14 protein-coding genes are annotated in these 13,386 nt (G+C 62.3%); 6 read left to right on the plus strand and 8 right to left on the minus strand.

The genetic code is table 11. The annotated features are described in order from the left end of the window. Positions 1-7: 7 nt before the first annotated feature. From HXW87_RS01215 to HXW87_RS01225, 3 genes are all read right to left on the minus strand, one after another. Positions 8-802 carry a thiazole synthase gene (locus HXW87_RS01215; RefSeq protein ID WP_039757540.1) on the minus strand — a complete coding sequence of 265 codons (795 nt, stop codon included), beginning with the start codon at positions 800-802 and terminating at the stop codon, positions 8-10. Positions 803-862: 60 nt separating this feature from the next. Then, positions 863-1,063 (minus strand): sulfur carrier protein ThiS, encoded by a 201-nt coding sequence (gene thiS / locus HXW87_RS01220; RefSeq protein ID WP_161794890.1) that lies wholly within the window; start codon positions 1,061-1,063, stop codon positions 863-865. Between the two features lie 80 nt (positions 1,064-1,143). Beyond that, entirely contained in the window at positions 1,144-1,515 is a 372-nt protein-coding gene (locus HXW87_RS01225) for a DUF423 domain-containing protein (protein ID WP_041063556.1), read from the minus strand. Positions 1,516-1,589: 74 nt separating this feature from the next. On the opposite strand from HXW87_RS01225, the gene mtgA reads away from it, so the two are divergent. Further along, positions 1,590-2,312 (plus strand): monofunctional biosynthetic peptidoglycan transglycosylase, encoded by a 723-nt coding sequence (gene mtgA / locus HXW87_RS01230; RefSeq protein WP_047297150.1) that lies wholly within the window; start codon positions 1,590-1,592, stop codon positions 2,310-2,312. A 206-nt stretch (positions 2,313-2,518) separates the two neighbouring features. On the opposite strand, the gene rpoH is transcribed toward mtgA, so the two are convergent. The 4 genes from rpoH to ftsY all read right to left on the minus strand — a co-directional run bounded on the left by rpoH (position 2,519) and on the right by ftsY (position 6,681). After that, entirely contained in the window at positions 2,519-3,373 is an 855-nt protein-coding gene (rpoH, locus tag HXW87_RS01235; protein ID WP_003229146.1) for an RNA polymerase sigma factor RpoH, read from the minus strand. Between the two features lie 115 nt (positions 3,374-3,488). Beyond that, positions 3,489-4,514: a permease-like cell division protein FtsX gene (ftsX, locus tag HXW87_RS01240; protein WP_007964135.1), complete on the minus strand. Its 1,026-nt coding sequence runs from the start codon at positions 4,512-4,514 to the stop codon at positions 3,489-3,491. After that, positions 4,511-5,182 carry a cell division ATP-binding protein FtsE gene (gene ftsE / locus HXW87_RS01245; RefSeq protein ID WP_003229148.1) on the minus strand — a complete coding sequence of 224 codons (672 nt, stop codon included), beginning with the start codon at positions 5,180-5,182 and terminating at the stop codon, positions 4,511-4,513. Before ftsE ends, ftsX begins: the two co-directional genes overlap by 4 nt. Further along, on the minus strand, positions 5,179-6,681 hold the full coding sequence (gene ftsY / locus HXW87_RS01250; protein WP_239778346.1) for a signal recognition particle-docking protein FtsY: 1,503 nt from the start codon (positions 6,679-6,681) through the stop codon (positions 5,179-5,181). Before ftsY ends, ftsE begins: the two co-directional genes overlap by 4 nt. Before the next feature lie 344 nt (positions 6,682-7,025). Here ftsY and HXW87_RS01255 point away from each other — a divergent pair, with 344 nt between their 5' ends. From HXW87_RS01255 to HXW87_RS01275, 5 genes are all read left to right on the plus strand, one after another. Then, the gene (locus HXW87_RS01255) at positions 7,026-8,381 is read left to right on the plus strand and encodes a pitrilysin family protein (protein WP_239778347.1); all 1,356 of its coding nucleotides are present in this window, start codon (positions 7,026-7,028) and stop codon (positions 8,379-8,381) included. Continuing rightward, positions 8,374-9,861 carry a pitrilysin family protein gene (locus tag HXW87_RS01260; RefSeq protein WP_239778348.1) on the plus strand — a complete coding sequence of 496 codons (1,488 nt, stop codon included), beginning with the start codon at positions 8,374-8,376 and terminating at the stop codon, positions 9,859-9,861. Before HXW87_RS01255 ends, HXW87_RS01260 begins: the two co-directional genes overlap by 8 nt. After that, positions 9,861-10,472 carry a 16S rRNA (guanine(966)-N(2))-methyltransferase RsmD gene (rsmD, locus tag HXW87_RS01265; RefSeq protein ID WP_182402873.1) on the plus strand — a complete coding sequence of 204 codons (612 nt, stop codon included), beginning with the start codon at positions 9,861-9,863 and terminating at the stop codon, positions 10,470-10,472. Before HXW87_RS01260 ends, rsmD begins: the two co-directional genes overlap by 1 nt. Before the next feature lie 162 nt (positions 10,473-10,634). Further along, the gene (locus HXW87_RS01270) at positions 10,635-11,630 is read left to right on the plus strand and encodes a hydrolase (protein ID WP_182402877.1); all 996 of its coding nucleotides are present in this window, start codon (positions 10,635-10,637) and stop codon (positions 11,628-11,630) included. After that, a complete protein-coding gene (locus HXW87_RS01275) occupies positions 11,606-12,457 on the plus strand; it encodes an AraC family transcriptional regulator (RefSeq protein ID WP_182402879.1) in 852 nt (283 codons plus the stop codon). Before HXW87_RS01270 ends, HXW87_RS01275 begins: the two co-directional genes overlap by 25 nt. A 63-nt stretch (positions 12,458-12,520) precedes the next feature. Here HXW87_RS01275 and HXW87_RS01280 read toward each other — a convergent pair whose 3' ends face one another. Then, positions 12,521-13,375 (minus strand): sulfurtransferase, encoded by an 855-nt coding sequence (locus tag HXW87_RS01280; RefSeq protein WP_239778349.1) that lies wholly within the window; start codon positions 13,373-13,375, stop codon positions 12,521-12,523. Between the last annotated feature and the right edge of the window lie 11 nt (positions 13,376-13,386).

A 13,386-nucleotide genomic window follows, 5' to 3' on the forward strand; every position in this document is an offset into this window, starting at 1 on the left:
ATGGCTCTTACTTGATCAGACCATCCAGCGGCGAAGAGGCGCTGGCATAGAGTTTTTTCGGCATGCGGCCGGCGAGGTAGGCCAGACGGCCCGCGACGATCGCGTGTTGCATGGCTTGGGCCATCATCACCGGTTGCTGGGCATGGGCGATGGCCGAGTTCATCAGCACCGCGTCACAGCCCAGTTCCATGGCGATGGTGGCGTCGGAAGCGGTACCGACACCGGCATCCACCAGTACCGGAATTTTCGCTTCTTCGAGGATGATCTGCAGGTTGTATGGGTTGCAGATCCCCAGACCGGAACCGATCAGACCGGCCAGCGGCATGACCGCGATGCAGCCGATTTCCGCCAGTTGCCGGGCGATGATCGGGTCATCACTGGTGTACACCATCACGTCGAAGCCTTCCTTGACCAGCGTTTCCGCGGCCTTGAGGGTTTCGATCACGTTGGGGAACAGGGTTTTCTGGTCAGCCAGCACTTCCAGCTTCACCAGGTTGTGGCCGTCGAGCAGCTCACGGGCCAGGCGGCAGGTGCGCACGGCTTCGATAGCGTCGTAGCAACCGGCGGTGTTTGGCAGGAAGGTGTAGCGCTCCGGCGACAGCACATCGAGCAGGTTCGGCTCGCCTTCGATCTGGCCCAGGTTGGTGCGGCGCACGGCGAAGGTGACGATCTCGGCACCCGAGGCTTCGATGGCCTGGCGGGTTTCTTCCATGTCACGGTACTTGCCGGTACCGACCAGCAAACGCGACTGGTAAGTACGACCGGCCAGGACGAAAGGCTTGTCGCTACGAACGATGCTCATGGGGAATCCTCTTTAGGGGTGAGGGTCTTGCAGAATTCTGTGCCCTTGCGGGCCGGGCGACTAGCCACCGCCGATGGCGTGCACCACTTCAACATGGTCGCCGTCATTGAGAACGGTGTCGGCATGCTGACTGCGCGGGACGATATCCAGATTGAGTTCAACTGCCACCCGGCGACCGGTCAGGTCCATACGGGCAATCAGGGCCGCAACGGTTTCACCGTCGGGCAGTTCAAGGGATTCGCCGTTCAACTGAATGCGCATGCGCCAGGCCGCCATCATTTTTAGGGGGTGGCATTCTAGCCCGATCATGACCTAAAGGTCAGCACCAAGCGTCAAGCGGTTCACTGCAGGCGCCAGGCGGCAAGCCCAAGGCACAGCCAGCCGACCAGAAACGCCAGCCCGCCAAATGGGGTAATGATGCCGAGTTTGCTGATGCCGGTGGTGGTCAGCACATACAGACTGCCGGAGAACAGCAGGATACCGAGGGTGAACGATGCCCCCGCCCAAGCGACGAGACGCCCCTGAATCTGCGAGGCCAACAGTGCAACACCAAACAACGCCAAAGCGTGCACCAGCTGATAGGTCACGCCAGTGTGGAAAATCGCCAGATACTCGGGGGTCAGGCGGTTTTTCAGGCCATGAGCGGCGAAGGCGCCAAGGCCCACACCGGTAAAACCAAAGAAAGCGGCCAGCATCAGAAAGCCACGCAGCATGTGGAACTCCAGTCAGACTCGTTCGGCAGGGTCTGTATAATGGCCCGCTCCATCGGTTCGGCCAAGCCATCTCTATGCTGCGTTCACTTTTGCGTCGTCTCACGAAGGCCCTGCTCTGGTTCGCGGGCGGCAGTGTATTGCTGGTGTTGCTGTTTCGCTTCGTGCCGCCGCCGGGCACGGCGCTGATGGTCGAGCGCAAGGTTGAATCCTGGGTCGACGGCGAGCCGATCGACCTGCAACGCACCTGGAAACCGTGGGACGAGATCTCCGACGATCTCAAGGTCGCGGTCATGGCCGGCGAAGACCAGAAATTTCCCGAGCACTGGGGCTTTGACTTCGGCGCGATCCAGGCGGCATTGGCCCACAACGAATTGGGCGGTTCGATTCGCGGCGCCAGCACCCTGAGCCAGCAAGTGTCGAAGAACCTGTTCCTGTGGTCGGGGCGCAGCTATCTGCGCAAAGGCCTGGAGGCCTGGTTTACCGCATTGATCGAAGTGTTCTGGCCCAAACAGCGGATTCTTGAGGTTTATCTGAACAGCGTCGAGTGGGATGACGGAGTGTTTGGTGCCGAAGCGGCGGCACGCCATCACTTTGGCGTGAGCGCCAAGTCACTGTCGCGTCAGCAGGCGAGTTATCTGGCGGCGGTGCTGCCTAACCCGCGAGTTTGGAGTGCCAGCCATCCGACAGCGTATGTGTCGCGCCGGGCCGGGTGGATTCGGCAGCAGATGAGCCAGTTGGGCGGAACCAGTTATTTGCTGGGGCTTGATGATTCGCGCCGGGCGCCTTGGGCGCGATAGCCCTCACTGTTCTTATAGACACTGAAAATCCCTGTGGGAGCGGGCTTGTCCGCGATAGCGGTAGTTCAGCCACCATCTACATGACTGACCCGACGCCATCGCTGGCAAGCCAGCTCCCACAGGGATTAATGCCGCCCTGACATATGCGCATAAAAAAACGCCCCGATCATCGCTGATCGGGGCGTTTTTTATTGCCTTGACGCCGGTTACGCGGCGATCGACAACTTGAGCTTGTTCATCGCGCTCTTCTCGAGCTGACGGATCCGCTCGGCCGACACGTTGTACTTCTGCGCCAGGTCGTGCAGCGTGGCTTTCTCTTCTGCCAGCCAGCGCTGGTAGAGGATGTCGCGGCTACGCTCGTCCAGCACTTCCAGCGCTTCGTGCAGGTTGTGGTTGGAGTTGTCGCTCCAGTCGGCATCTTCCAGTTGACGCGCCGGATCGTACCGGTGGTCTTCCAGGTAGTTGGCCGGCGACTGGAAAGCACTGTCGTCATCGGCCTCTGCAGCCGGGTCGAAGGCCATGTCATGGCCGGTCAGGCGACTTTCCATCTCACGCACTTCACGCGGTTCGACGCCGAGGCTTTCCGCCACACGGTGGACTTCCTCGTTGTTCAGCCACGCCAGACGTTTCTTCTGGCTGCGCAGGTTGAAGAACAACTTGCGCTGGGCCTTGGTGGTCGCGACTTTCACAATGCGCCAGTTGCGCAGGATGAACTCGTGAATTTCCGCCTTGATCCAGTGCACGGCGAACGACACCAGACGCACACCCATTTCCGGATTGAAGCGTTTTACCGCCTTCATCAGCCCGACGTTGCCTTCCTGGATCAGGTCAGCCTGAGCCAGACCGTAGCCGGAATAGCTACGGGCAATGTGTACGACAAATCGCAGGTGGGCGAGCACCATCTGCCGAGCCGCCCCCAGATCCTGCTCATAGTAGAGACTCTCGGCCAGTTCACGCTCCTGCTCCGGCGTCAGCAATGGAATGCTGTTGACGGTGTGCACATAGGCTTCCAGGTTCGCACCCGGAACCAACGCGTACGCAGGTTGCAAAGAATTGGTCATGCGAAAAAACCTCCCACTTACATACTCGTGCCTCTCGGCACTGCGAAAAATTGACCGGGAATTCAAGTACAAGTTCCCAAAAAAACCGCAAGGTCAATCACGCGCAAAAAAGATTCTACTTCGGCGCCAGCTCCCTGAGATGACGTGCGACTGCAATCCATGCACCGATATAACCCAACAGCACCGCGCCAAGCAAGAGCGACAGACCGTCGGCAACTGGCACTCCGGCCAGCGCGAAATCACTGCCGTACAAGCCGGCCAGTCCAACCACCGCGTCGTTCAGCCAGTTCAGGCCGAACGCCAGCACACCCCAGGACAGAACACCTGCACCGAAGCCATACAGCGCGCCCATATAAAGGAAGGGACGGCGCACATAGCTGTCGGTGCCGCCGACGAGTTTAATCACTTCTATCTCTGTGCGGCGGTTTTCAATATGAAGACGAATGGTATTGCCTATCACCAAAAGTAATGCAGAAACCAGCAGCACCGTCAGACCGAAGACAAAACGATCACCGAGCTTGAGGATGGCAGCCAGACGCTCGACCCAGACTAGATCAAGTTGCGCCTGTTGTACCTTGGGCAGCTCGGAAAGTTTTTGTCTTAATGCTTCCAGGGTCGGCTTGTCGACCTCGTTCGGGGTCACCAGCACCACGCCCGGCAGCGGGTTCTCCGGCAGCTCGCGCAGGGCTTCGCCCAGACCGGACTGCTGCTGAAACTCTTCCAGCGCCTGGTCACGGCCGACATATTCGGCATCAGCAACGCCGGGCATGCCTTTGATCTGCTCGCGCAACGATTCGCCCTGCGCGGGCGTGGCATCCAATTGCAGATACAGCGAAATCTGCGCCGCCCGCTGCCACGAACCGCCGAGACGCTCGACGTTATTGATCAGCAGCGACAGCCCCATCGGCAAGCTCAGCGCCACGGCCATCACCATGCAGGTGAAGAAGCTGCCGATCGGCTGCTTGCCAAGGCGACGCAGGCTGTCGAGCAGGCTGGCACGGTGACTTTCGATCCACGAGCGCAACAGCGTGGAAAAGTCCGGGCCGTCGTCATCGTCGTGTTTTTTCTTCTTCGGCGGTTGCGGGTCGGCGGCCTTCGGGGCCACGCGCTCGGAAACCTTCGGACTGCGTGTCGCACTCATACGCCGGCCTCCCCGTCGCCAATCAAGCGGCCGCGCTGCAGGGTCAGCATGCGGTGCCGCATGCGCGCAATCAGGGCCAGGTCGTGACTGGCGATCAGCACGCTGGTGCCCAGTCGGTTGATATCTTCGAACACGCCCATGATCTCGGCCGCCAGACGCGGGTCGAGGTTACCGGTCGGTTCGTCCGCCAGCAGCAGCGCCGGACGGTGAACGATGGCGCGGGCAATGCCGACGCGCTGTTGCTGACCAGTGGACAGGTCGCCGGGGTACAGATCGGTTTTATCCGACAGCGCCACGCGCTCCAGCGCCGAATCGACGCGCTTGGCGATCTCGGCCTTGGACAGCCCGAGAATCTGCAGCGGCAGCGCGACGTTGTTGAACACCGTGCGATCGAACAGCAACTGGTGATTCTGGAACACCACGCCGATCTGCCGGCGCAGGAACGGAATCTGCGCATTGCTGATGGTGCTCAGGTCTTGCCCGGCCAGCAGCAGTTTGCCGCTGGTCGGACGCTCCATCGCCAGCAGCAGGCGCAACAGTGTGGATTTACCGGCACCGGAGTGACCGGTGACAAACAGAAACTCGCCACGACGGACTCGAAAGCTCAGCTCATGCAAGCCGACGTGACCGTTCGGGTAGCGTTTACCGACCTGTTCGAAACGAATCATGAACGCTCCCGCTCGGCAAACAGTGCCTGGACAAAGGGTTCGGCTTCAAAGGTACGCAGATCGTCAATGCCTTCACCGACACCGATGTAGCGGATCGGCAGGCCAAACTGCTTGGCCAGGGCGAAAATCACCCCGCCCTTGGCGGTGCCGTCGAGCTTGGTCAGCGCCAGGCCGGTCAGTTCGACGGTCTGGTTGAATTGCTTGGCCTGGTTGATGGCGTTTTGACCGGTGCCAGCGTCGAGCACCAGCAACACTTCGTGCGGCGCGTCGGCGTCGAGCTTGCCGATCACCCGGCGAACTTTCTTCAACTCTTCCATCAGGTTGTCTTTGGTGTGCAGACGACCGGCGGTGTCGGCGATCAGCACGTCAATGCCACGGGCCTTGGCGGCCTGCACGGCGTCGAAGATCACCGACGCGGAGTCGGCACCGGTGTGCTGGGCGATCACCGGGATCTTGTTGCGCTCGCCCCAGACCTGCAACTGCTCAACGGCAGCGGCGCGGAAGGTGTCACCGGCGGCGAGCATGACTTTCTTGCCTTCCAGCTGCAGCTTCTTCGCCAGCTTGCCGATGGTGGTGGTCTTGCCGGCGCCGTTGACGCCCACCACCAGAATCACGAACGGCTTGGTCTGCGACGCGATTTTCAGCGGCTGTTCGACCGGTTTCAGCATCGCCGCCAGCTCGGCCTGCAGCGACTTGTACAGCGCGTCGGCGTCGGCCAGTTCTTTGCGGGCGACCTTCTGGGTCAAGCGCTGGATGATCTGCGTGGTGGCTTCGACACCGACGTCGGCGGTCAGCAGACGGGTTTCCAGCTCATCGAGCAAATCGTCATCAATGGTTTTACGGCCGAGAAACAGGCTGGCCATGCCCTCGCCGATGCTGGCGCTGGTTTTCGACAGGCCTTGCTTGAGGCGGGCGAAAAAGCCGACTTTGGTTTCTTCGCTGCGCGGGGCTTCCACTGGCGTTTCAGCAACCACGTCTACCGGCACCACCGGAGCAGCGACGACCGGTGCAGGTGCAGGCTGCTGAGCGACCGGCGCAACCGGGGCGACGACCACCGGGGCCACGGGTTCGGGAACAACCGGTGCCGGCTCGACAACCGGCTCAACCACTGGCGCCGGAGCGACTTCAGGGACGAACGCGGCGGGCGCCGGAATCGGCGGCGTCACATGCGGCGATGCCTCTTCGACCAACGCCACCGGCTCTTCCGCCACCGGCAAGGTCAGCCACGGCTCGGCCGCCGGGGTCAGGGGCAACTCGGCCGCCGCCGGGGTTTCAGGTTGCGGCTCTGGCTCAACCGGTTGCAGCACCGGCTCGGCAATCGGCAGCACGATCGGCGCCGACTCTTCTTCTATGGCAGGCGCTGGCGTCGGAGCCGGTTCAGGAATCTCGGGCGGCTGTTCGACGACGGGTTCCTGCGGTTTCTTACGCAGCCATCCGAACAGGCTTTTCTTCTCGCCAGCCGCAGCTGGGGTCTTCTTGTCGTCGTTGGAACCAAACATGGAGGACGGCTATCTCACGGTAGCGACGCGCCATAAGGGCGCCCCGGCAAATAAATATTCGATGCAGAACAGACTGTGTTTCATCCAGCTTGTTCACGCGCAACATTTTGTCGAGGCGCCAGCGGCACCCCAAAGATTCGTATTAACGAAGGACTAAACCGGCAAAATCGGCGAAAAAGCGAAGTCTAGTCGATAAACCGCAGCTTTCTGCCGCCAACCTATACAACCGCATCAGGCCTGAAAACCTGATAGGCGTGGTCGCCGGTAAAACGGATCAGTATCCTAGCACCCTCTCGCCCGCCGACGCTAAGACCAAGCGGGCAGCCCAACAGGTTAAAAAACGAATGAATGCTCTAGCCCGCCGCGCTGCAGGCCTGCTGCTCAGCACAGTCTGCCTGCCCCTTTCGGCCCTGGCGGCCGACCCGCAACCGACCCACGAATTCACCCTCGACAACGGCCTGAAGGTCGTCGTGCGCGAAGACCATCGCGCGCCAGTCGTGGTGTCACAGGTCTGGTACAAGGTCGGCTCCAGCTACGAAACCCCGGGCCAGACCGGTCTGTCCCACGCGCTCGAGCACATGATGTTCAAGGGCAGCGAGAAAGTCGGCCCCGGCGAAGCATCGCTGATCCTGCGCGACTTGGGCGCCGAAGAAAACGCCTTCACCAGTGACGACTTCACCGCCTATTACCAGGTGCTGGCCCGCGACCGTCTGGGCGTAGCGTTTGAACTGGAAGCCGACCGCATGGCCAATCTGCGCCTGCCGGGCGACGAGTTCGCCAAGGAAATCGAAGTCATCAAGGAAGAGCGCCGCCTGCGCACAGACGATAAGCCGATGTCTAAAGCCTACGAGCGCTACAAGGCGATGGCTTACCCGGCCAGCGGCTACCACACGCCGACCATTGGCTGGATGGCGGACCTTGACCGGATGAAGGTTGAGGAGCTGCGTCACTGGTATCAATCCTGGTATGTGCCGAACAACGCCACGCTGGTGGTGGTCGGCGACGTCACTCCTGATGAAGTGAAGACCCTCGCCCAGCGCTACTTCGGGCCGATTGCCAAGCGCGACGTGCCACCGGCGAAGAAACCGCTGGAGCTGGCCGAGCCGGGTGAGCGCCAGATCACCCTGCATGTGCAGACCCAACTGCCGAGCCTGATGCTCGGTTTCAACGTGCCCAGCATCGCCACCGCTGAAGACAAGCGCTCGGTCAACGCCCTGCGCCTGATCTCGGCGCTGCTCGACGGCGGCTACAGCGGACGCATCCCGACGCAACTGGAGCGCGGCGAAGAGCTGGTTTCCGGCGGTTCGTCGAGCTACGACGCCTACACCCGTGGCGACAGCCTGTTCACCCTGTCGGCAACGCCGAACACCCAGAAGAACAAGACCATGGCGCAAGCTGAAGCCGGTCTGTGGAAACTGCTGGAACAGCTGAAAACCACCGCACCGTCCGCCGAAGAACTCGAGCGCGTGCGGGCACAGGTCATCGCCGGCCTGGTGTTCGAACGCGATTCGATCACCAGTCAGGCCACCGCCATCGGCCAACTGGAAACGGTCGGGCTGTCGTGGAAGTTGATGGACACTGAACTTGCCGATCTGGAAAGCGTGACCCCGCAAGACATCCAGAACGCCGCCAAGCTGTATTTCACCCGCGAACGTCTCAGCGTCGCCCATGTCCTGCCACTGGAGACGACTCATGAGTGAGCGCAAATCCCCACGCCTGTTGCTTGGTCTGATCGCTGTGGCGGTCATCGGCTCCGCCGCGTTCTATCTGATGCCCGGTGTCAAAACCGACGCCAGCGAAGCACTGGACAACGCCAAGACCAGCCAGAAGCTGCAATCGCTGGCCGAACTCGACGGCAAGGCCCCTGCCAGCCGCAAGCTCGACGTGCAGACCTGGAACACCGCCGAAGGCGCCAAGGTGCTATTCGTCGAAGCCCATGAGCTGCCGATGTTCGACATGCGCCTGATCTTCGCCGCCGGCAGCAGCCAGGACGGCAGTGCGCCGGGCCTGGCAGTCCTGACCAATGCCATGCTCAACGAAGGTGTGGCGGGCAAGGACGTCGGCGCCATCGCCCAAGGCTTCGAAAGCCTCGGCGCGGATTTCGGCAACGGTGCCTACAAGGACATGGCGCTGGCGTCGCTGCGCAGTCTGAGTGCCGCCGACAAGCGCGAGCCAGCGCTCAAGCTGTTCTCCGAAGTAGTGGGCAAACCCACGTTCCCGACCGACTCCTTCGCGCGCATCAAGAATCAGATGCTCGCCGGTTTCGAATACCAGAAACAGAACCCCGGCAAACTCGCCAGCCTTGAGCTGATGAAGCGCTTGTACGGCGACCACCCTTACGCGCATTCCAGCGACGGCAACCCGCAGAGCGTGCCGAAGATCACTCTGGCGCAACTGCGTGAGTTCCACGCCAAGGCCTACGCGGCGGGCAACGTGGTGATCGCGCTGGTCGGTGACCTGTCGCGCGCCGAGGCGGAGGCGATTGCCAATCAGGTCTCCGGCGCCCTGCCGAAAGGCCCGGCGTTGGCGAAAATCGCCCAGCCGCAGGAACCGAAAGCCAGCGTCAATCACATCGAGTTCCCGTCCAAGCAAACCAACCTGCTGCTCGCACAGCTGGGCATCGACCGTGACGACCCGGATTACGCGGCGCTGTCGATGGGCAACCAGATCCTCGGTGGCGGCGGTTTCGGCACCCGGCTGATGAGCGAAGTGCGCGAGAAGCGCGGCCTGACCTACGGCGTGTATTCCGGGTTCAGCCCGATGCAGGCTCGCGGCCCGTTCATGATCAACCTGCAGACCCGCGCGGAAATGAGCGAAGGCACGCTGAAACTGGTGCAGGACGTGCTCGCCGATTACCTGAAGAGCGGCCCGACCCAGAAAGAACTCGACGACGCCAAACGCGAGCTGGCCGGCAGCTTCCCGCTGTCCACCGCAAGCAACGCCGATATCGTCGGCCAACTGGGCGCCATGGGCTTCTATAATCTGCCGCTGAGCTATCTGGATGACTTCATGCGTCAGTCCCAGAGCCTGACTGTCGAGCAGGTCAAAGACGCGATGAACAAACACCTGAGCACGGACAAACTGGTCATCGTCAGCGCTGGCCCGACCGTGCCGCAAAAGCCGTTACCGGCCCCATCTGATAAACCTGCCGAGCCACCGCTCGGGGTTCCGGAGCATTAATGGCTACTCGTCCTAAAAAACCTGCGCAGAACGTCCATAACGGTGTGAACCAGCTGCGCATCATCGGCGGCGAATGGCGCAGCCGCAAACTGAGTTTCCCCGATGCGCCGGGCCTGCGCCCGACGCCGGACCGCGTGCGCGAAACCCTGTTCAACTGGCTCGCGCCGTACGTCGCCGGGGCCAAAGTACTGGACCCGTTCGCCGGCAGCGGCGCGCTGTTTCTTGAAGCACTGTCGCGTGGCGCGGCCATGGGTCAAGCGCTGGATGCCAGCCACGTAGCGGTATCGAGCCTGAAGGAACACCTCGGCACCCTGCGCTGTACCAACGGCCAGGTGCAGACCGCCGACGCGCTGCGTTATCTGGAGACCCAGGTCGCCTCGCCGTTCGATCTGGTATTTCTCGATCCGCCGTTCAACCAGAACCTGCTGCCAGCGGTCTGCACTTTGCTCGAAGAGCGCCAATGGCTGGCGCCGGATTCGTGGATCTACACTGAAAGCGAGACCGCGCCATCGACGTTGGGCCTGCCGGGCAACTGGCGCCTGCACCGCGAGCAGAAATCCGGGCGGGTGTACTACGCGTTGTGGCAACGTATGACAGAGATCGCCGGTTAACTGAAAGTTTGCGCTAAATCTGTGGCGAGGGAGCTTGCTCCCGCTGGGTCGCGTAGCGGCCCCTTTTTCAGAAGCGAGGCCTGCTGCGCAGTCCAGCGGGAGCAAGCTCCCTCGCCACAAAAGCGTGCGTACTCTGCCCACAAAGCTGCATCGAGAATCATCGTGCCCGCGTCTTCAGATCGCTTCACCCCCGCCTTCGGCCTCGGCAATCCGCACCTGCAAACCTTGTGGGGGCCGCTGTGGCGCAAAACCGTCCACCTTGATCGCGAGCGGGAACGCCTGTGGCTGGACGACGGGGATTTTCTCGATCTCGACTGGCATGGCCCGCACAGCGCCGAGGCGCCGCTGGTGCTGGTGCTGCATGGGCTGACCGGTTCATCCAATTCGCCTTACGTCGCCGGGATCCAGGCCGCGCTCGCCGCGCAGGGCTGGGCCAGTGTCGCGCTGAACTGGCGCGGTTGCTCCGGCGAACCCAACCTGCTGCCGCGCAGTTACCACTCCGGTGCCAGCGAAGACCTCGCCGAGGCCATCAAACACTTGCGGGCCAAGCGCCCGCTGGCGCCGCTGTATGCGGTCGGCTATTCATTGGGCGGCAACGTGTTGCTCAAGCATCTGGGCGAGACCGGCAGCGACAGCGGCGTGCTCGGTGCGGTGGCGGTGTCGGTGCCGTTTCGGCTCGATCAGTGCGCCGACCGCATCGGTCAGGGTTTCTCCAAGGTCTATCAAGCACACTTCATGCGCGAGATGGTCGCCTACATCAAGAACAAGCAGCGCCAGTTCCAGCATGACGGGCGTGAGGATGGCCTGGCAGCCCTGGCGGCGCTCGGTTCGCTGGAGAACATGCGCACCTTCTGGGACTTCGATGGCCGAGTCACCGCGCCGCTGCACGGTTTCAACGATGCCGAGGATTACTATCGGCGAGCATCGAGTCGCTACTTTCTCGGCGAGATCCGCACCCCGACCCTGATCATCCAGGCCGCTGACGATCCGTTCGTATTCCCCCACAGCTTGCCGACGACCGAAGAATTGTCCGCCAGCACCCAGTTCGAACTGCAAGCCAAGGGCGGGCACGTCGGCTTTGTCGATGGCACGTTCCGCCAGCCCGGCTACTACCTGGAACGGCGCATCCCGCAATGGCTGGCCCGTGTGACGTCGTGAGCGATAAGGGCGAGTCGATCCGCTTCTGGCAAACCGCGCCGCTGGCCGGGGTCGAGTTGCTGTCGGCGCGCTACATCGAGCATCGCTTCGCCCCGCACGTCCACGACGGTTATGTGATCGGCATGATCATGGCCGGCGCCCAGCGTTATCGCTATCGCGGCGCCGAACACCTGGCCGGCAGCGGCACGCTGGTGCTGATCAATCCGGACGAATTGCACACCGGGCACAAGGGCACCGAGGACGGCTGGCTGTACCGGGCCTTTTATCCCGATACCGGACAGATCGTGTCCTTGCTCGAAGAACTGGAACTGCCCTGCGCGCCGATGCCGGCGTTTGGCGCGACGCTGTACCGCGACCCGGATCTGGTCAACGGTTTCTGTCAGTTGCATCGCTTGCTGGAAAGCCCGGCCACCGCGCTGCAACAGCAAACGGTATGGCGCGAGATGATGATGCTGCTGTTGCAGCGGCATGCGGCGGTGCAGATCAACGGCAGCCCGGGCAAGGAACATCGCGCGGTGGTGATGGCCAAGGAGCTGCTGCACGCGCAACTGGCGGCGCCGCCATCGCTGGAAGAACTGGCGGCCGCAGTGAATCTGTCGCCCTTCCACTTCGCCCGTGTCTTCCGCCGCGCCACCGGCATGCCACCGCACACCTGGCTGATGCAGCAGCGCATCGCCACGGCCCGGGGTTTATTGCAGAGTGGTTGCCTGCCGGTGGAAGTCGCCATGCAACTGGGCTTTGCCGATCAGAGTCATCTCAGCCGACAGTTCAAGCAGGTTTACGGGGTTGGGCCGGCGGCGTATCGCAGTGCCCGCGTGGAACGCTAAAAGATCGCGGCCTGCGGCACGCCAGCCCCTGTAGGAGCTGCCGCAGGCTGCGATCTTTTGCTGTTATTCGCCCGTGGCTATACCTCTGGAAGGCTCGTTGATCCACTCACTCCACGACCCGGCATACAGCGAACCCAGCGGATACCCCGCCAGGCACAACGCAAACAGGTTGTGACACGCCGTCACCCCGGAACCGCAATAAGCGACCAGGTCCGTTGGCGAACGCTCGCCGAGTTTCGCCGCAAAACGCTGCTTGAGCTGCTCCGCTGGCAGGAAGCGCCCGTCGCTGCCGAGGTTCTCGGTAAACGCCGCGCATTGCGCCCCGGGAATGTGCCCGGCAATCGGATCGATCGGTTCCACCTCACCCTTGAAGCGCGGCAAGGCCCGGGCATCGAGCAATGTCAGCGACGGCTGAGCAAGGCGCTGGTGCAATTGCTCGGCGCTCAGCAGCAGTTTCATGTCCGGCTGACCACTGAAGTTGCCCCGGCTGACCGACGGCGCATCCAGGCTCAGCGGTTGACCCGCCGCGTGCCAGGCCTTGAGGCCGCCGTCGAGAATGAACACGCCGTCGCGCTTGCCCAGCCACGCCAGCAACCACCAGGCGCGGGCCGCATAGGCACCAGGGCCGTCGTCGTACAAAACCACATCGCTGTCGGCATTGATGCCCCACGCCTGCAGACGCTCGATCAGCGCCGCCGGCTCGGGCAATGGGTGACGTCCGGTCACGCCTTTGACCACTTTGCCACTCAGGTCACGCTCAAGGTCAGCGAAGCGGGCGCCGGCGATGTGCCCTTCGGCATAGCTGCGCTGCCCGTAGTCCGGGTCTTCGAGGGCAAAACGACAATCGAGAATCACCAGCCCCGGCTGCTCCTTGCGGGCATCCAGTGCGGTCGGGCTGAGCAGTTGCGCAATCGGCATGACGGACTCCT

The organism is Pseudomonas sp. Y5-11 (assembly GCF_022368695.1).
GTDB classification, from domain to species: domain Bacteria; phylum Pseudomonadota; class Gammaproteobacteria; order Pseudomonadales; family Pseudomonadaceae; genus Aquipseudomonas; species Aquipseudomonas parakoreensis.